General features: G+C 77.6%; 19 protein-coding genes. 11 read left to right on the plus strand and 8 right to left on the minus strand.

The features are described from left to right. Window positions 1-86 precede the first annotated feature (86 nt). The 3 genes from FA014_RS10125 (at window position 87) to FA014_RS10135 (ending at window position 2,031) form a co-directional block, all read left to right on the plus strand. Window positions 87-596 carry a Na+/H+ antiporter subunit E gene (locus tag FA014_RS10125; protein WP_195969239.1) on the plus strand — a complete coding sequence of 170 codons (510 nt, stop codon included), beginning with the start codon at window positions 87-89 and terminating at the stop codon, window positions 594-596. A 152-nt stretch (window positions 597-748) separates the two neighbouring features. Continuing rightward, window positions 749-1,498 carry a ZIP family metal transporter gene (locus FA014_RS10130; protein WP_154729566.1) on the plus strand — a complete coding sequence of 250 codons (750 nt, stop codon included), beginning with the start codon at window positions 749-751 and terminating at the stop codon, window positions 1,496-1,498. Window positions 1,499-1,569: 71 nt separating this feature from the next. Next, the gene (locus tag FA014_RS10135; protein WP_154729567.1) at window positions 1,570-2,031 is read left to right on the plus strand and encodes a hypothetical protein; all 462 of its coding nucleotides are present in this window, start codon (window positions 1,570-1,572) and stop codon (window positions 2,029-2,031) included. 13 nt (window positions 2,032-2,044) lie between these two features. Here the strand turns inward: FA014_RS10135 and FA014_RS10140 are convergent, their stop codons facing one another. Then, entirely contained in the window at window positions 2,045-2,275 is a 231-nt protein-coding gene (locus FA014_RS10140) for a hypothetical protein (protein ID WP_154729568.1), read from the minus strand. A 149-nt stretch (window positions 2,276-2,424) separates the two neighbouring features. Between FA014_RS10140 and FA014_RS10145 the strand changes: the two genes are divergently transcribed. Both FA014_RS10145 and FA014_RS10150 read left to right on the plus strand, forming a co-directional pair. Further along, a complete protein-coding gene (locus FA014_RS10145; protein WP_154729569.1) occupies window positions 2,425-2,655 on the plus strand; it encodes a DUF6480 family protein in 231 nt (76 codons plus the stop codon). A 59-nt stretch (window positions 2,656-2,714) separates the two neighbouring features. After that, a complete protein-coding gene (locus FA014_RS10150; RefSeq protein WP_154729570.1) occupies window positions 2,715-3,455 on the plus strand; it encodes a hypothetical protein in 741 nt (246 codons plus the stop codon). On the opposite strand, the gene FA014_RS10155 is transcribed toward FA014_RS10150, so the two are convergent. Together FA014_RS10155 and FA014_RS10160 are read right to left on the minus strand one after the other, a co-directional pair. Next, window positions 3,452-4,627 (minus strand): AI-2E family transporter, encoded by a 1,176-nt coding sequence (locus FA014_RS10155; protein ID WP_154729571.1) that lies wholly within the window; start codon window positions 4,625-4,627, stop codon window positions 3,452-3,454. The genes FA014_RS10150 and FA014_RS10155 overlap by 4 nt on opposite strands. Next, window positions 4,624-5,481: a DsbA family protein gene (locus tag FA014_RS10160; protein ID WP_154729572.1), complete on the minus strand. Its 858-nt coding sequence runs from the start codon at window positions 5,479-5,481 to the stop codon at window positions 4,624-4,626. Before FA014_RS10160 ends, FA014_RS10155 begins: the two co-directional genes overlap by 4 nt. A 465-nt stretch (window positions 5,482-5,946) precedes the next feature. Between FA014_RS10160 and FA014_RS10165 the strand changes: the two genes are divergently transcribed. Next, window positions 5,947-7,527, plus strand: a complete 1,581-nt coding sequence (locus tag FA014_RS10165) for a methyl-accepting chemotaxis protein (protein WP_154729582.1) — start codon at window positions 5,947-5,949, stop codon at window positions 7,525-7,527. A 445-nt stretch (window positions 7,528-7,972) separates the two neighbouring features. Further along, complete coding sequence (locus tag FA014_RS10170; RefSeq protein WP_230323036.1) at window positions 7,973-9,085, plus strand: glycosyltransferase WbsX family protein; 1,113 nt, start codon at window positions 7,973-7,975, stop codon at window positions 9,083-9,085. 3 nt (window positions 9,086-9,088) lie between these two features. Here FA014_RS10170 and FA014_RS10175 read toward each other — a convergent pair whose 3' ends face one another. Both FA014_RS10175 and FA014_RS10180 read right to left on the minus strand, forming a co-directional pair. Then, the gene (locus tag FA014_RS10175; RefSeq protein WP_154729574.1) at window positions 9,089-10,264 is read right to left on the minus strand and encodes a GDSL-type esterase/lipase family protein; all 1,176 of its coding nucleotides are present in this window, start codon (window positions 10,262-10,264) and stop codon (window positions 9,089-9,091) included. Then, entirely contained in the window at window positions 10,261-10,851 is a 591-nt protein-coding gene (locus tag FA014_RS10180) for a TetR/AcrR family transcriptional regulator (RefSeq protein ID WP_154729575.1), read from the minus strand. Before FA014_RS10180 ends, FA014_RS10175 begins: the two co-directional genes overlap by 4 nt. A gap of 72 nt (window positions 10,852-10,923) precedes the next feature. On the opposite strand from FA014_RS10180, the gene FA014_RS10185 reads away from it, so the two are divergent. Then, a complete protein-coding gene (locus FA014_RS10185; RefSeq protein ID WP_154729576.1) occupies window positions 10,924-11,772 on the plus strand; it encodes an HAD hydrolase family protein in 849 nt (282 codons plus the stop codon). A gap of 62 nt (window positions 11,773-11,834) precedes the next feature. Beyond that, the gene (locus tag FA014_RS10190; RefSeq protein ID WP_154729577.1) at window positions 11,835-12,290 is read left to right on the plus strand and encodes a hypothetical protein; all 456 of its coding nucleotides are present in this window, start codon (window positions 11,835-11,837) and stop codon (window positions 12,288-12,290) included. Between the two features lie 54 nt (window positions 12,291-12,344). Here the strand turns inward: FA014_RS10190 and FA014_RS10195 are convergent, their stop codons facing one another. The 3 genes from FA014_RS10195 to FA014_RS10205 form a co-directional block, all read right to left on the minus strand. Further along, window positions 12,345-12,614, minus strand: a complete 270-nt coding sequence (locus tag FA014_RS10195) for a hypothetical protein (RefSeq protein WP_154729578.1) — start codon at window positions 12,612-12,614, stop codon at window positions 12,345-12,347. Window positions 12,615-12,811: 197 nt separating this feature from the next. After that, the gene (locus tag FA014_RS10200) at window positions 12,812-14,017 is read right to left on the minus strand and encodes an acyltransferase family protein (protein WP_154729579.1); all 1,206 of its coding nucleotides are present in this window, start codon (window positions 14,015-14,017) and stop codon (window positions 12,812-12,814) included. Between the two features lie 134 nt (window positions 14,018-14,151). Continuing rightward, window positions 14,152-15,780: an MFS transporter gene (locus FA014_RS10205; RefSeq protein WP_154729580.1), complete on the minus strand. Its 1,629-nt coding sequence runs from the start codon at window positions 15,778-15,780 to the stop codon at window positions 14,152-14,154. Window positions 15,781-15,883: 103 nt separating this feature from the next. Between FA014_RS10205 and FA014_RS10210 the strand changes: the two genes are divergently transcribed. Beyond that, window positions 15,884-17,470: a proton-conducting transporter transmembrane domain-containing protein gene (locus FA014_RS10210; protein WP_195969240.1), complete on the plus strand. Its 1,587-nt coding sequence runs from the start codon at window positions 15,884-15,886 to the stop codon at window positions 17,468-17,470. A 156-nt stretch (window positions 17,471-17,626) separates the two neighbouring features. After that, window positions 17,627-17,993, plus strand: a 367-nt coding sequence (locus FA014_RS10215) for a glycosyltransferase family A protein (protein ID WP_230323037.1), incomplete at its 3' end; no start/stop codon positions are given.

Genomic DNA, 17,993 nt, shown 5'->3' on the forward strand with positions numbered 1-17,993 from the left:
GAGGCGCGGCTGTCCGGCTGGGTCCCGTCCGGCGTCGCGCTGCTCGCCGTCGCCGCGGTGGTCGGGGTCGTCCTGGCGGTGGCACCGTGACCGGCCCCCGGGCGGTCCGGACGGGCCGCGTGGCCGTCGCGGCGCTCGCCCGCGCCGCCCTGCTCGCCGTCGGCTGGTGGGCGCTCGCCGAGGGCGACGCCGCGACCGCGGGGTACGGCGCGGTCGTCGTGCCCCTCGTGACCGCCGCGTCCTTCGCCCTCGTGCCCGCGTCCGGCCGGACGCTGCGGCCGCTGCGCCGCACCCCGCCCGCGCTCCGGCTCGCGGGCTGGTTCCTGTGGCGGGCGGTGCTCGGCGGCGTCGACGTCGCGCTCCGGGCGCTGCGCACCCCGGTCGACACCGACCCCGTCGTCCTGGAGCACCGGCTCACCCTGCCGCCCGGCGCACCGCGGGTGCTGTGCGCGAACCTCTGCACCCTGATGCCCGGCGCGCTGTCCGTCGACCTGCGCGGGGACGTGCTGGTGCTGCACGTGCTCGACCGGCGCATGCCGGCCCGGGCGCAGGTCGACGAGCTCCAGCGCCGGATCGCGGCGGTGCTCGACGCCTGACCGGCCCCGGTCGCCGCGTCGCCCCACCGGCCCTACCGTGGCGGCGACCCTGCGCCCCCCGGGCGCCCCCGACCCCGGAGACCACCGTGCCGTCCCCCACCGATGCCCGCCCCGCCGGCCGCCGCCGCGGCGACGCCCGGGAGGGCTGAGCCGTGCCGCTCTGGCTCCAGGCCGGCGCGTGGGGCCTGGTCGGCGGGGCAGCGCTCGTGCTGGGGGCTCTCGTCGCCTGGTTCGTGCGCGTGCCGCGGCAGGTCGTCGCCAGCGTCATGGCGTTCGGCGCCGGCGTGCTGATCTCGGCGCTCGCCTTCGACCTGGTCGACGAGGCCGAGCGGGCCGGTGGCCTGCTCCCGACCGTCGGCGGCTTCCTCGCGGGCGCGGTGGCGTACGTGGTCGCGAACGCGGCCCTCGCCCGCCGCGGCGCCCGGCACCGCAAGCGGTCCGGCGACCAGCAGCCCTCGGAGCAGGAGGCAGCGGGCAGCGGCGCCGCCATCGCCGTCGGCGCGCTGCTCGACGGGATCCCGGAGTCGGTGGTGCTCGGGCTGACGGTCCTCGGGGGCCAGGGCGTCGGGGTCGCCGTGCTGGCGGCGGTGGTCATCTCGAACGTGCCCGAGGGGCTGTCGAGCGCCGCCGGCATGAAGCGCGCCGGGCGCGGGCCCCGCTACGTCTTCGGCGTCTGGGCCGGGATCGCCGTGGCCAGCGGGCTCGCCGCGCTCGTCGGGTCGCTGCTGCTCCAGGACGCGTCCGCCGGCACGGTCGCGGCGATCACGGCGGTCGCCGCCGGCGCCATCCTCGCGATGCTCGCCGACACGATGATCCCCGAGGCGTTCGAGCGGGCGCACCTGCTCACCGGCCTGATCACCGCCCTCGGCTTCCTCACCGCGTTCGCCGTCGAGCGGTCCTGACCGGCCGGTTCACACCTCGGCCCGGTGGTGTGAGACAGTGCCTCTCCCCCAGCCGCCGGAGGAGGCACCCGATGAGCGCGTCGGCCGAGCTCGACCCGCTGTCCGCGGTCCTGGACGCCTACGCGGCGGAGGCCACCGTCCGCGTCGGCGTCCCGACCGAGTGCAGCATCATCCTCCGCGACCACCAGCTCCTCGACCAGGTCGCGAGCAGCAGCGAGCGCGCCGCGCGCTGCGACCGCGCCGAGGTCGAGACGGCGGAGGGGCCGTGCGTGCTGGCGATCCAGCAGCTCCGGGGCGAGCTGGTGCCGGACGTGCTGGCGGAGACGCGCTGGCCCGCGTGGCGCGCGGCCGCGGCCGACGCCGGGTTCCGGTCCGCCGCCGCCCTGCCGGGGCAGGTCGACGCCGACACCACCATCGCGCTCAACCTGTACTCCGACGCGGTCGACCCCTGGGACCGGGACGTGCTGGTCCGGATGGACCGCTTCGTCCAGGAGGTCGCGGAGGCGATCCGCACCCGCGGGCTGACCGTCTAGCCGTCCCCGGGACTCAGCCCTGCAGCCGGCGGGCGAGCATCGCCTTGGACTGCTCGGCGCCCTTCTGGCTCTCGTGCTGCGCCCGCCGGAAGAAGTCCGCGAGCTCCGCGTCCCCCGCCCGGTCGGCGTCCTGCGCGTACTGCTCCAGCCGCAGGACGTTGCTCAGGCACGCCTCGGCGAACCAGATGAGGTTGTAGTCCTTGTCCGGGGTGCCGGTGACGGCCCCGGTCTCGCTGTCCGACATGATGACCCCCTCGTCGCGCGACGGCCGCGTGCCACCCACGCTAGGCCCGCCCCTCGCGGGCGGCGACCCCGGGGGGCGGCCGCGGGCGGCGACCTGCCGCGTCCCGCTCTCCGGTCGCCGGGCGCGGCCCCCGTGCCTAGCGTGGCCGCATGACGAGCAGCCCCGACCCGGACCCGGAGAACACGCCCGGCCTCGAGCCCGGCGGCGGCGTCGCGCCCGGCGACACGCCCCCCGGCGAGTCCAGCACGTCCGGCGCCGCGTTCCAGGAGCCCGACCTGCCGAGCCGGCGGACGAACTGGATCGTGTACGCGCTGGTCGGCGTGGTGGTGGTGCTCGCGCTGCTGTTGTTCGTCGGGTACGTCGTGGGTCTGCTGGGCTGAGCCGGTAGCGTCCGGACGGAGCCGCCCGGCGCGGGCGGACGCGACCCCGAGGAGAGCCGGTGCCGACCGACCCCGCCGTGCCCGGCGTCGGCGACGCGCTCCGGTTCGGCCTCGCCGCGGTCCGCGCCCGCCCCGGGGCGACGGCCGGGCTGTTCGCGGTGCCGGTCGCGCTGCTGATCGCGGCGACCGCCGCGATCTCCCTGCCGGTGGTCGCGGCGACGGTCGACCTCCTCCGGGCCCAGGCCCGGGCGCAGGCCGCCGCGGCGCGGGTCGGCGGGGCGTTCGTCGGGACGGGCTGGGCGATCACGCCGGGCGCGCTCGGCGCGCTGCTCGCCGCCGTGGCCGCGCTCCAGGTCGTGACGGTGCTGCTGCAGGTGCTGGGGGCGCGGTTCGGCCTGGCGCTGGTCGACGGCCGGCACCCGGGCGCTCGGCAGCTCTGGACGCCGCGCGGCCTGGGGCGGCCGCTGGCCACCGCGGTGCTGCTCGCCGTCCTCACCGCACTCGGGACGCTGCTGCTCTCCGTGCCCGGCCTGGTGGTCGCGCTCCTCGGGCAGTACGCGGTGCTTCTCTCCGTCGACCGAGGGTTCGGACCGGTGACGGCGCTCCGCGAGAGCGCCCGGCTCGCGGGCCGGCACCCGGGGACCACCGTGCTGCTCGCGCTCGCCGTGGCCCTGATCGGGGCCGCAGGGTGGCTCGTGTGCGCCGTGGGGCTCGTGCTGGCCTACCCGGTGGGGTGCGCGACGACCGCGTGGCTCTGCCGGCGGCTCGACGGCCTGCCGGCCCGCCCCGCGGACCGCTAGGCCGGCTCGGGCCCGGGTCCGGGCTGCCTGGTCGCACCGGGCCCGGGTTCCGTGCCCGCCGCGCCGTCGTCCCCCGGCCCGGCCCCCTCCGTCCCCAGCCCGGGGAACCGGTCGTGCCCGTGCAGGTAGCGGACCATCGTGTTCAGCGTCGCCGCCACCGGGACCGCGAACAGCGCACCGACGATGCCCGCCGCGATGGACCCCGCGCTCACGACGAGCAGCACCGCGACCGGGTGCAGCGCCACCGCGTGGCCCATGAGGAACGGCTGCAGCACGTTGCCCTCGACCTGCTGCACGAGGAGCACGACCGCGAGCATGAGCAGCGCGGTGACCGGACCCTGCGCGACGAGCGCGACCAGCACCGCGATGGCACCCGTGCTCACGGCGCCCACGAACGGGATGAACGAGGCCACGAACACCAGCACGGCGATCGGCACCGCCAGCGGCACCCCCAGGACCGCCGCGCCCAGGCCGATGCCGACCGCGTCCACGGCGCCGACCAGGATCTGGGTGCGGGTGTAGGCAGCGAGGGTGACGAGCCCGCGCCGGCCCGCCTCGTGCACCCGCGGGCGCGCGCTCCGCGGCAGCAGGCCGACCGTCCAGGCCCACATCGGCCGGGCGTCCCGCACGAAGAAGAACGCGCAGAACAGCGCCATGACGGCGCCCGCGAGCAGCTGCCCGATCGTCAGCGTCGCCGACCACGCCCCGGTCAGCAGCACCCCCGCGTTGTCGCGGAGCGTGTCCTGCGCCTGCGCCACCAGGGCGTCGACCTGGTCGACCTCCACCCCGAGCGGGCCGTCCGACAGCCACGCGAGCGCCTGGTCCACCCCGGCCAGCGCCTGCTCGGCGAGGTCGCCGAGCCCGGTCGCGATCGACCGCCCGGAGAGCACCGCGAGCGCGGCGACCAGCGCCACGAGGCCGAGCACGCCGGTCAGGCTCGCCAGCCAGGGCGGGAACCGGGCGCGGCGCTCGAGCAGGCGCGCGAGCGGCGTCAGCAGCACGGCGAGCAGCAGGCCCACCGCGACCGCGACGACGACGACCCGGAAGACGTCCACCAGCCGCAGCCCCACCGCGGCGGCGCCGGCGATCACCAGCACCCGCCAGGACCACGCCGCCGCGGCGCGCACCGACGGCGGGACGGGGTGTCCGTCGGGCGTGGGAGCCGCCGTCACCCGCGCGCCGCGACGGCCGCGGCGACGAGGTCCGTGAGGCTGCCGGGCTCGGTCCAGTCGTCGACCTGCACGCCGTCGACCAGGATCGTCGGCACCCGGACCTCGTCCAGGTCGAGCCCGGCCTGGTGCGTCGCGGCGGCGACCCACGGCGCGAACACCCGGGACGTCGCCGTCCGCTCCTCGGTCCCGCCGCCCGCGGTGGTCACCCGGTACGGGGTGGCGGCGACGGCGGTGAACCGCTCCGCGACGCCCTCCGGCACGCCCGCCTCGACGGCCAGTCGCGCGATCTCCTCGTCGGGCAGACCCGCGGGCTCGTCGGTCGGCGGCTGGGCGGCCATGAGGGCGTGCAGCACCGCGACGTAGTGCTCGGGCGACTCGTCGGCCACGACGGCCAGCGCGTTCACCACGCGGGTCGAGTACGTGCCGCCGAACCGGGCGTCGAGGAACGCGAGCGGCCGGTGCACGACGGTCAACCCGCCCTGGTCCACCAGCTCCATGAGCGCGTCGGAGTACTGCTCGTCGAACCGCTGGCACCAGGGGCACCAGGGGTCGGCGTACACGTCGACGACCACGTCGCCCTCACCCGCCACCCCCACCCCGGCCGCGCTGATCGGGATGCCGCCGCGGTCGTCGGCCGCCGCGGGGGCGGTCACGTCGGCGAGCGCCGGCGGCACCACGGCCTCGTCGCCACCGCCGTACGTGATCCGGTCGCCGTCGTCGGCGGGCGCGTCGCCGCCCCCGCACGCCGCGAGCGGCACGGCCACCAGGCAGGCGACCAGGGCCGCGCGCAGCGCCCGGGCGACGTGGGACGGGCGTCCCGCGCGGGCGCGCGCGGGCGTCGGTGAGGTCGTCATGTCGGATGACTCCTTCGGGTGTGCCCCCCTCGAAGTGTCGGAGCCAGGGTCGCACGACCCCACGCCCCCTCGGTGTCCCCAAGGTCCCTCCTGGTGCCGTCCCGCCTGGACCTCCCCGGGACCTCCACGGCGTCCGCCCGGGACCTCCGGCGCCCGCTCGCCGACGGCGGAGCACCTCCGGTCCGCCCGGCTCCCCGCGCCGAGCGGGCAACCGACACGTCGAGGGGGTATCCAGCGGATGCTCGCTCGACGTGTCGGGTACCCCCTCGCCGGCGGCCCTCGCCGGCGCCCTTCGCCGGCGGCCCTCGCCGGCGGTCCTCCCGGCAGCGCCCGCGCGGGTTCACCCGGGCCCACCTCTCCTTCGGGGCCCGTGCCTGCCGATGGGACCCGGCGTCCGACCTCCCCCCTCACCCGAACGGCGGTCTCGTGACCAGCAGCTGGAACCGGCAGTCCATCGGCGCGCGCATGGCGGCGGTCTTCGGGCTGCTGACCTCGCTCATCGTCGTCGCGATCGCCCTCGGGGTGGTCACGGCGCAGGTGCAGCGCACCTACGCCGAGCGGATCGCGCAGGCCGACCGGGTGCTGCGGCTGGCCGAGGAGGCGCGGTTCCAGATCGCCGACGCCACCGGGTGGCAGGGGCTGGTCGTGGCGGACACCGCGGCGGTGGGTCCCGAGGCGGCGCTGGCCGACTCCGCGTACAACCGCTCGAGCCTGCTGGCGACCGAGGCCGACGTGCGCGCCTGGCTCGCCGACCTCGACACCACCGGGGCGACGGCCGACGAGCAGGAGGCGTTCGACGGGCTCGCCGGCGCGTGGGACGCGTTCTTCGCCGGTGACGACGCCGTGGTGGCGCTCCTCGCGACCGGCACGCCCGAGGACTACGCCGCGGCCCTGACCTCCATCAACGAGGGTGCGGCCGGCGCCTCCTACGACGAGGTGCTGACGCTCGTGGACCGGATCCAGGGCTCGGCCGAGTCCCGGGTGCAGGACCTGCAGGCGCGGCAGCAGGCCGAGCAGGAGCAGGGCCGGACGGTGCTCATCGGGATCGGGGTGCTCTCGGCGGTGTTCGCCGCGTACGCCGGGCGCAAGGTCACGCGGGACATCGCCGGCCCGGCGGGCCGCATCTCGGAGGTGGCGGCCGCGCTGGCGGAGGGCGACCTGACCCGCCGCACCGGCCTGGACGCGGGCGGCGAGATCTCCCGCGCGGGCAAGGCCCTGGACGACGCGGTGGACGCGGTGTCCGCGCTGGTCGGGCAGGTCGCCCGGACCGCGCACGGCTCCGAGGCCACGGTGGACGCGCTGCGCGGGGCCGCCGCCGAGGGCGCCGCGGCCGCGCGGGAGACGAGCACCCAGGTCGGGGCCGTCTCGGCGTCCGCCGAGCAGGTGTCCCGCAACGTGCAGGCGGTCGCGGCCGGCGCGGAGCAGATGGGCGCCTCGATCCGGGAGATCGCGCAGAACGCGTCGCAGGCGGCGAAGGTGGCCGCGCAGGCGATGACGGAGGTGGCGGCCACGAACGAGACGGTCGCCCGGCTCGGCGCGAGCAGCCAGGAGATCGGGGCGGTCGTCAAGGTGATCACCACGATCGCGGAGCAGACCAACCTGCTCGCGCTCAACGCGACCATCGAGGCCGCCCGGGCCGGCGAGGCGGGCAAGGGGTTCGCCGTCGTCGCCGGAGAGGTCAAGGAGCTCGCCCAGGAGACGGCGAAGGCCACCGAGGACATCGCCCGGCGCGTCGAGGCCATCCAGGGCGACACGGCCGGCGCGGTCGGCGCGATCGACGGGATCTCGCAGGTGATCGGCCGGATCAACGACTACCAGCTGACCATCGCCTCGGCGGTCGAGGAGCAGACCGCCACCACGTCGGAGATGTCGCGCGGCGTGGCGGAGGCCGCCGCGGGGGCGGGCGAGATCGCCGCCGGCCTGGGGTCGGTCGCGGCCGCGGCGGACCGCAGCGCGGGCACCCTGGCGCGCGTCGACGGCGACATGGCGCAGGTGGCCGGTGCGTCCCGGGAGATGGCGACGCAGATCGCGGCGTTCCGGGTCTGACGCCCGGCAGGGTCAGCGCCGGCGCGCGGCGCGGACCAGGCTCACGGCGAACCACACGACGGCGGCGACCGCCGCCAGCGCCAGCACCACCAGGACGACGGCGGTGATGTGCCAGGGCCTGATCGCGTCCACGCGCCCGACGCTACCGACCCGCGGGCTGCCGCGTGGCCGGTTCGGGGACCGGATCTCCTCCCCGCGCGCGGCCGCCGCGGTGCCCGGCGGATCGTCCCGTCGCACACCGATCCGGCGGGTGGCGGTGCGACAGAGCGCTGGGCATCGTGCACGCGCCCGGGCCGCGTCCTCGGCGACGCCCGCGTGCCCCGACCGCCAGGTGACCGCGCCCTTGCGCGCCGCCCGCGCCCGGGAGAACACTCGCGGGCAGGTCCCAGACCGCCCGGCGGTGGTGCGGCGCGATGCGGGCAGAAGGGCCGAGGGGGGTGGCCGCGTGGACCTCGGAGCACGCGCGATCGCGTTCTACCTGCCCCAGTACCACCCCGTCCCGGAGAACGACGCGTGGTGGGGTCCCGGGTTCACCGAGTGGACCAACACGGTGCGCGGGCGCCCCCTGTTCCCCGGGCACCGGCAGCCGCACCTGCCGGCCGATCTCGGCTTCTACGACCTGCGGGTGCCCGAGGTGCGGGCCGCGCAGGCGGAGCTCGCCCGCGCGCACGGCGTCGCGGCGTTCGCCTACTGGCACTACTGGTTCGGCGGAGGGCGGCGCCTGCTGGAGCGCCCGTTCGCCGAGGTGCTGGCCTCGGGGGAGCCGACGCTGCCGTTCTGCCTGGCCTGGGCGAACGAGACGTGGACCGGGACGTGGCACGGCGCGCCGGACCGCGTGCTCGCCGAGCAGACGTACCCCGAGGGCGACGACCGTGACCACCTGACCGCGCTGCTGCCGGCGTTCCGGGACGAGCGCTACCTGCGGGTCGGCGACCGCCCGGTGCTGGTCGTGCACAAGCCGGGCGAGCTGCCGGACGCCCGGGCCTTCGTGGACCGCTGGCAGGCGCTGGCCCGCGCCGCGGGCCTGCCGGGGCTGTACCTCGTCGCGGAGGTCTCGGACTGGTTCGACTGGGGCGAGGGCTTCCCGGGCGCGGAGGCGGCGGGCTTCGACGCCGGCATCCAGATGCGGCTGCCGGTGCGGTTCGGACGCCGGGAGTTCTGGCGTCGGCGGCTCGGGCGGCGGGTGGGCCGCGGGCCCGAGCACTACCCCGTCGACCCCGCCTTCCTCGCGCGCCGCCCGCTGCCGCCGACCCGGCAGCCGTGCGTCATGCCGAACTGGGACAACACCCCGCGCTCGGGCCGCCAGGGCATCGCGATGACCGGCACGTCCCCGGACGTGTTCCGCCGGCACGTGGCCGACGCGACGGCGCTGCTCGCCGACCGGCCGGAGCAGGAGCGGCTGCTCTGGGTGAAGTCGTGGAACGAGTGGGCCGAGGGCAACTACCTCGAGCCGGACGCGGAGCACGGCACGGCGTGGCTCGAGGCGCTGCGCGACGGGCTGCAGGTGCCCGCCGCCCGCGTCCCCGCCGGGCGCGCGGCGGACCCGGCGCCGGCCTGAGCGTCAGCCGGCCGCGGGGGCGCGCACCGGGCCGAACGGCCCGTCGGCCGCGAACACCGATGCCGCGAACCGCTCGCCGATCAGCCGGTGCGTCGGCGCGTCCGGGTGCAGCGCGTCGGGGAGCGGGTGCGTCGCCGCGTCGTCGGGGCCGTACAGCGAGAGCCCGTCGAGCAGGTGCAGGTGCGGGTCCCCGGCCCGGCGCCCGGCGACGGTCGCCAGCGCGTCCCGGACGACCCGCAGCGTGAGCCGCCCGTTCGAGAGGTCGGACCCGCCCGCGGCGACGAACTGCGCCCGGCCGGCCGCGAGCGCGGCGACGTCGAACGCCCCGGGCCCGGGTGCGTCCTCGTGGATGCCGCAGAAGAGCGGCGTCACGAGCACGAGCGGGGTGTCGGGGTGCCCGTCGCGGATCGTGTCGAGGAACCCGTGCACGGCCGCCTCGAACGTCCGGCGCCGCATCCCGTCCAGGTTCACGACGTTGATGCCGAGCTTCACGCTGATCAGATCGGCCGGCGCGTCCCGCACGACGCGGGCGGTCGCCGGGTCGACCAGCGCGCTGCCGCCGAGACCGAGGTTCCGCAGGTCCGCGCCGCCGAGCCGCGCCGCCACGGCGGGCCAGGTCCCCGCGGGCGTCGCGGCGTTGGAGCCGTGGCTGATCGAGGAGCCGTGGTGCAGCCACACCGGCCGGTCGTCGGGGGCGGGCCGCACCGGGGCGTCGGCGCGCAGCGCGACCAGCTCGACGGACTCGTTGTGCGGCAGCCAGAGCTCGACGACCTTCTCCCCCGCGGGCAGCCCGGTGAACGCGACGGTCTGCGGGTCGCCGGGCAGCAGGGCGGAGGCGCCGGTCGCCAGGTCCGTCTCGACGGTGTCGCCACCGGTGAGCGGCTCGCTCGCGAGCACGGCGCCGTCCACGACCAGGTCGACCGCGCCGCGGGGACGCTCGACCTGGCGGTAGGCGAGCCGCGTGGGGTGCAGGACGAGCTCGACGGCGGTGGCGGTCGTCGCGACCGCGACCCGGACGCCGGACGGCTGCGCCTCCATCGCGAGCAGCTGGGGGTCGCCGAGCTGCCGGCCCACCCACGCGGGCAGGCGGTGCGGCCGGAGCCCGCGGGCGGTGCGCTCGAGCTCGGCGGCGCCGCGGATCGTCGCGGCGAGGTCGGGGGTCAGGGGGACGTCGATCATGCGGAGGGGTCCTCGGGGTCGGGGGCGGGCCAGGCCCGCAGCAGGGCGTCGAGCGCGTCGACGGTCCGGTCCCACGAGTCCGCGGGTGCCGGGGCGCTGTGGTCGAAGCTGCCGATGCGCTCGAGCTGGACGAAGCCGTTGATGGTGCTGCCGAGCAGCCGGATGACGTGCACCCGCTGGTCGGGCGGGACGGCGTACCCGCGCAGCAGGGCGTCGGTGAGCGCCACGACGTCGACCGCCGACGGCGCGGCGACGGCGGCGGGCCCGGCGCGGCGCTGCATGGCCGCCCACCGGCCGGGGTGCTCGCGGGCGTAGTCGCGGAACGCGTCGGCGTACCCGCGCAGCGCGTCGCGACCGGAGCGCCCGGCGAGCCCGGTGGCGATCCGGGACGCGACCTCGCCCATCGCGAGCGCGGTGACGCCGTCGAGCAGCGCGGCGCGGTCGCGGACGTGCGCGTACAGGCTGGCGGTCTGCACGCCGAGCCGCCGGGCGACGGCGGACAGCGTGAGCGCGTCGAAGCCGGCCTCGTCGGCCAGCGCGGCGGCGTCGGCCACGACGACGGCGGGGGTCAGTCCGGCACGGGTCATGCGCCCAACCTACACCTTGTAGGCAACGGCCTCATGCCCGTAGGTCGCCCCGGGTGCGAGAGGATGGCGGGCGTGACTGCTGCGCCCTCGGCCCCCCGGATCGTGTTCCTCGACGTCGACGGCACGTACGCGCACCACGGCCAGGTCCCGCCCGCCCACGAGCAGGTGGTCCGCGAGGCCCGGGCGCGCGGGCACCGGGTGCTGCTGTGCACCGGCCGCCCGACGTCGATGCTCCCCGAGCAGATCCGCGCCGCCGGGTTCGACGGGATCGTCGCCTCCGCGGGCGGGTACGTCGAGGTCGACGGGGTGGTGCTGCGCGACCAGCGGTTCCCCGCCGACCTGGCCGCGCGCGCCATCGAGGTGCTGGACCGGCACGACGCCGCCTACCTGCTGGAGGCCCCCGACGCGCTGTACGGCCGGCCGGGCGTGGACCGCCGGCTCGGCGAGCTGCTCGGCGGGCACTTCGGCCGCGACGACGGCGGCACGGACGGCGCGGCGAGCCCGCTCGAGATCCTCAGGGCCCTGCGGACGCCGGACGACCTCGGCGCCTGCTCGTTCGCCAAGATCACGTACTTCGGCGCGGCGATCCCGTGGCCGGAGCTCGGCGCGGAGCTCGGGGACCGGCTCGGCATCCTGCCCAGCTCGATCGCCGCGATGGGCGACGCCGCCGGCGAGATCTACCTGCTGGGCGTGCACAAGGCGCTGGGCGTCGAGGCCGTGATCGAGCACCTCGGCGTGGCGCGCGAGGACGTGATCGCGTTCGGCGACGGCCTCAACGACCTGGAGATGCTGGAGCACGCCGGCACCGGCGTCGCCATCGAGGGCGCGGACCCCCGGCTGCTGGCGGTCGCGGACCTGGTCGTGCCCGGCCCCCAGGTGGCAGGCCTGGTCGAGGGCTTCGCGCGGGTCGGCCTGGTCTGACACCCCGGACCGCGCCGGCGCCCGCGAGGCCTGCGCCGCCCGCGTGGCCTAGCGTGGCGGTGATGAGCCTGCCCAGCGCCCCGCCGCCCCCGCCCTCCGCGCCGCCGGAGCCGCGGCTCGTGCCGCCGTCGACCTCCCCGCACCTCGCCGTGCGGCTGGTCCTCCTGCTCGCGGTGCTGGGCTCGGTCGCGTACGCGCTGCTCCGCCCCGCGGGGATCGGCGGCCCGGACGCGAGCTCGTACGGCGCCCCGGACGCGCTGCTGGCGCTGGCCGTGCTCGTCGCGCTGACGGCCGCGATCATCAGCGGCCCGGAGCCGCGGCTCGCGACCCGGTGGGCGTGGTTCTGGCTGGTCGCCTACGTCTGGCCCGCCGCGGTCGTGTACCTGCTGCTGGAGCCGACGGCCGCCTGGCGCCGCGAGCCGGTGGCCGCGCCCCGCCGCCGGCTCACGGGTGGCTGGGCGTTCCTGATCGGCGCGCTGGTCGGCACGCCCCTCACCGCGCTGCTCGCCACGCGCTGACTCCCCGTCCCGCGCGCCGCCGCCCGGGACGGCGCGTCCGCGAGGCGTCGCGGGTCACCAGCCGGCGACCTGCCGCAGACCCTCGGCGGGCGTGAGCTGGACCAGCGAGAAGCCGCCCGCGTCCTCGACCTCCAGGCTCACCGCGACGACGCGGCCGCGCTGGTGCCGGGCGACCCACTCGAGCACCTCGAGCACGTCGCCGCCGTCGACCAGCCGCCAGCGCTCCGCGGGCGCGCCCGCGGAGGCCAGGAAGTCCACGACGTACACCGGGTGCTCCACCTGGACCCACGAGTACCGCGTGCCCACGTCGCGTACCGCCTGCATCTGCCAGTCCCCTCCCGCGTGCGACCGATGGCACCGAGTGTGGCGTCCCCAGGTGAACGCCAGCGGTCCGGGAGATGGGGACTTCCTGTGCGGGACGGCCGGTCCCGTGGACCGCGAGATCGGTGGTCCCGCCCGAGATCGGTCCCTGCACGCGCCGATCTCGGGGCGAACCGCCGATCTCGGGGCACGCCGCGCGGTCAGGCCGCGGCGACGGGGCGGCGTCCCCGCCGGCCCAGGCGGGTCCCGACGGCCCGGGAGAGGCGGTGCGACGGCCGCTCGACGGCCCGGAAGAACCCCTCCGCCAGCAGCAGCGACACCGGGACCGTGAGCAGCAGCACCGCGGGCGACGTCCACCCCGTGAGGTAGCCGACCGCCACGACGACGGGCTCGTGCACCAGGTAGAGGCTGAACGACCGGGTGCCGAGCCAGCGCACGGCGGGGCGGCTCAGCGGCCGGGCGAGCGGGCCCAGCGCGGCGACCACGAGCAGCCCCGCGCCGGCGGCCTGCAGCACCCGGGTCAGCGCGACCACCGCCACGGGCACGTCGGCCCGGGCGCCGCCGAGGTCGAGCAGCCAGTAGCTCGTCGTCAGCAGCACCGCCGCGAGCAGCAGCACCGCCCAGGCCTCGCGCCCCCAGCGCGCGGTGACCGCGGCGAGCCGGTCGCGGCCGGCGGCGAGCACGCAGCCGAGCGCGAACAGCGGCAGCTGGTACGCCGCGCCGAGCGCGTAGGGCGCGTCGACGGGGCCGGTCGCCGCGCCGAGCCAGGCGATCGCCGCGAGCGCGCCCAACACCAGGGGCGCCCAGTGCCGCAGCCGGGTCGCGGCGACGACGAACAGCGGCAGCAGCAGGGAGAACAGCACCTCCCAGCGCAGGGACCACAGCGCGCTGATGGTCGACCCGGCGGGGCCCACGACCAGCAGCAGGTCGCCGAGCACCCCGGCCCGGCCGACGTCGCCGTGGTAGGTCAGCCACGGGCTGAGCCCGGCGGTGTCGCCGGCGGGCACGGCGAGGCGCAGCGCGACCGCGAGCCCCACGGCGGCCCACACGGGCAGGTACAGCCGGAGCAGCCGCTGCGGGTAGTAGGGCCCCCACCGGTGCCGGGGCCGGGTCGCCGCGACGGTGAGCACGAACCCGCTGAGCACGAAGAACACCTGCACCGCGACCTCGCCCTCCCAGAGCAGGTGCAGCGGGGTCGCCGACACGGCCTGCACGAGCGCGCTCCGCGGGGCGGCGGGGTCGTCGTGCACGGCCATCAGCGCCGGGGTCAGCAGCAGCGAGTGGTGCACCAGGACGACGAGGGCAGCGAGGCCCCGCAGGCCGTCGAGGCCCGGCAGCCGGCCGCCGCCCGCGCCGGCGGCCGGGGCGCCGGGGACCGGGCCGCGGACGGTCGTGGGGACGGGCATCGGCACCTCCGGGTCGGGGGCCGGCCCGGGCGGCCGACGGCGCCCGGCGTCGCGGCCCGAGGCTGTCGTTGATATCCCAGAACCCGGGCACGACTGTCCGTTTTGCACGGATTTCGCCCGAACGGACGCACCGGTCAGCGGGGCCGGTCCGCGTCCTGCCCGGGGCGGTACCGGGGGAGCCGGCTCGCCGGGAGGGCGGCGACGGCGCTCAGGCCCGCGAGCACCAGCAGCCCCACCCGCAGCGTGTCCAGCCGGACCTGCTCGTTGACCGCGACGGCGGCGTCGACCTGCGCCGGGTCGGCGTCGGTCCGGGACCGCAGCGTCTCGCGGAGGTCGTCGTTGCCGACGAAGTCGACCGAGTCGAGGTCCACCTGCGCGACCAGCGACGGCGGCAGCTCCGGGTGGGCGAGCACGGCGCGCCCGACCCCGATGCCGAGGATGGTGACGAGCAGCGCGCCGACCAGGGCCGTGCCGACGGCCGACGCGAGGTTCTGGGTGGTGCCGCGGATCGCCCCCACGTCCCCCGCCTGCTGCCGCGGCGCGGCCGTGACCAGCACGTTGAACACGATCGTGACCAGGGCGCCCTGACCCACGCCGAACACCACCAGCCCGAGGACCGTCGGCAGCGTCTCCCAGTTGTTCGTGACGACCAGCGACAGCCAGGTGAGCGCGGCGGTGGTGAGCCCGAACCCGACGAGGGCGATCGTCCGCGGCGGGAACCGGCCGTACAGCCGGACGACGAGCGTCGCGACGACGAACACCGCCAGGTTGAACGGCATCATCGCCAGGGCGGTGTCCAGCGGCGTGCGGCCCTGCACGATCTGGATGTAGAGCGGGACGGTGAAGTTCAGCGCCGCCTCCAGCGCGACGACCGTGAACATCGCGTAGACCGCCGCCCGCTCCTGCGGCGACGCGAGCACCGAGAGGTCGACGAGCGGGGTCCGCCCGGACGCCACCCGGCGCCGGGTCCACCGCACGAACGCCTGCCCGAGCACCACGCCCAGGACCACGAGGACCGGGGCGGGCGACACCCCCGCCACGTCGAACGGCGCGCCCGGCGCGGCGAGCAGCAGGCCCCAGGCGTCGAGGTTCTGGAAGCCGACGGAGACCAGGGCGACCCCGGCGCCGACGAGCACGGCACCCACCGCGTCGATCCGGACCCCCGGGTCCCCCGGCACCGGCTGCAGCCGGGTGCTGAGCACCAGCACGACCACGGCGATCGCCAGCACGACACCGAACACGGGCCGCCAGCCGACGAGCGTGCCCAGCACCCCGCCGAGCAGGAACGCGGCGACCCCGGCGATCGCGCGGGCGGACCCGAGGGAGCCGATCGCGGTGGCCTGCTGGTCGCCGGTGTAGCTCTGGGCGATGAGCGCGACCAGCGACGGCACGATCACCGCCGCCGACACGCCCGCGAGCGCCTGCGCCGCGATCACCCACCCGACGGCCGGTGCGAGCAGCATGAGCAGGCTGGAGACCGCGAAGGTGCCGACCACCACCCGGAAGGCCCGGACCCAGCCGAGCCGCTGGCCGACCTTCGCGCCGGTCATGACCAGGGCGGCGACCGACAGCCCGTAGGTCACGATCGCGGCGCTGACGGCGGTCGGCGGGACCCCGAACTCGGCGACCATCCCGCCGATCGACACCGGCAGGGCGGCCAGGTTGAAGGCCATCAGCACCTGCGCGAGGAACAGGCACACGAGCGGCAGCCACGACGCACGCCGCTCCACTGCCGGCGCGTCCGCCCGGACCCGCTCGCCCATGCCCCGGCTCCCCTTCCCGACCGCTCTCGGGTCACCGGCCCCCGCCGGCGGTGCACCCAGGGTGCCCCCGCCGGCGCGCGACGGCACGTGCCAGGCTGCCGCCGTGACGACGGACCTGCTCTGGCTCGGCGCGCTCGTGCTGCCCGCCGCGCCGGCCGTGGTGCTGCTGCGCCGGACGGACGCCCGGGCCCGCAGCACGGCGGCAGCGGCGCCGTTCGCGCTGCTGCCGCTGGCGGTCCTGGCGGTGCTGGGCGTCGGGGATGGTGCCGGGACCGGCTCGTGGGTGCTCGTCGACGCGGTGTCCCGTCCCCTGGTCCTGGTGGCCACGGTGCTCTACACGGCCGCGCTGGTCGTCGCCGCGCGGGCCGGCAGCCCGGGCGCGGTCCGGCTGACCGGGCTGCTGCTGCTCTGCTGCGTCGGCAACGCCCTGGCGCTGCTCGCCGCGGACGTGCTCGCCCTCGCCGTCGGGTGCGTGCTCACCACGGTCGCCGTCGCGCTGATGGCCCGGCTGCCGGGGACCGCCGCGGCCCGGTCGGCTGCCCGGGTGCACCTGGCCCTGTCCGTCGTCGCGGACGCCGCGCTGCTCGCCGCCGCGGGTCTGGTCGTCGCGGCGGGCGGCCGGCGGCTCGCCGACGTGCCCGCCGTGGTCGCGGGCTCGCCGGTCCTGGTGCCCGTCGTGGTGCTGACGCTGGTGGCGTTCGGCGTGCGCGCGGCGACGTTCCCGCTGCACGGCTGGCTGCCGCTCCTGGAGTCCACGGTCGCGATCCCGGTCGGCGCCGTCCTCAGCGGCAGCGTGGTCAAGATCGGGCTCGTCGGCCTGCTGCGCCTGCTGCCGCTCGGTGAGGTCGCCCTGCCCGGCTGGGGCACCGCGGTGGTGGTCGTCGCGCTCGTCGGAGGGCTGCTGGCGCTCGTGCCGGGCGTGCTGAACGACGACGCCGAGGCGTCCCTGGGCTACAGCACGGTCGGCCAGATGGGCTTCATCACGGTGCTGGTCGGGGCGGCGCTCGCGGTCCCGGAGCTCGCCGAGGCGTGTGTGCTGTCCGCGGTCGTGTACGCGGTGCACCACGGGATGGCCAAGGGCGGCCTGGTGCTGTCCGTGCAGATCTGGCAGCGGCACGGCGCCGGTCCGCTGCGCGGGCCGGTGCTCGCGGGCGCGGCCGTCCTCGCCCTCGCGGTGGTGGGCGCGCCGCTCGGCAGCGGCGCCGTGGCGAAGTACGCCGCCAAGCGCGCCCTCGCCGACGGGCCGGAGCTGGCCGTGGTCACCGTGGCCCTGCCGTTCGTCGCGACCGTCTCCACGTTGATCCTGGTCCGCACCGCGGCGATCCTGCGGCGGCACGTGCGCCCCGGCCCGGTGGGCGCGGACGTCGGCCTGGTGTCCTGGGCCGTGCTGTGCCTCGGCGGGACCGTCGTGACCTGGTACCTCGCCGGCCGGTGGGTGCCGGTGCTGTCCGTGCCCGCCCTCGACACCGTCACGCTGTGGCAGGCGACCTGGCCGGTGCTGCTCGGCCTGGGCGTCGCCGGGCTGGGCGCCGGGGCGGTGCGCGCCGGCCTCGTGCCCGCGCGGGTCCGCTCGCTCACCGTGCCGCGCGGCGACCTCGTGGCGCTGCTCGGGCGGGCGCTCGACGCGACGTCCCGGGCGCGCGGCCGTGCGCCGGCGGGCACGGGGGGCGGCGCGGACCGGCCCGGCTGACCGTCCGACCGGGCCCGGCGGCTGCGGTCGGCGGGTGCCGAGCCGGTCGCCGGCCCGGCCCGCGGTCGCGACCGCGGTCCGCCCTCCCCCGGTTGCCGGGCGCCCCCGTCCGTGCGGGGATGGCGGCGTGCTCGACGACCCGACAGAGACGCGCCGGTGACCGGCCGCCCCCCGCTGCGCATCTCCGTCGTCGTGCCCGCGCGCGACGAGGAGGACCGGCTCCCCCGCTGCCTCGCCTCCCTCGCGGCGCAGACCCGGCTGCCCGACGAGGTCGTCGTGGTGGACAACGCCAGCGGGGACGCCACCGCGCGGCTCGCCGCGGCCGCCGGCGCCCGCGTCGTGCACGAGGCCGAGCGCGGCATCTGGCCCGCCGCCGCGGCCGGGTACGACGCCGCCACCGGCGACGTGATCGCCCGGGTGGACGCCGACACCGTGCTGCCGCCCGGCTGGCTCGCCCGGGTCGAGGCGCTGCTCGCGGAGGACCCGGGCTGCGCCGCGGTCACCGGGCCGGGGCGGTTCCGGC

The organism is Cellulomonas hominis (assembly GCF_005239125.1).
Lineage (GTDB): Bacteria > Actinomycetota > Actinomycetes > Actinomycetales > Cellulomonadaceae > Cellulomonas > Cellulomonas hominis_A.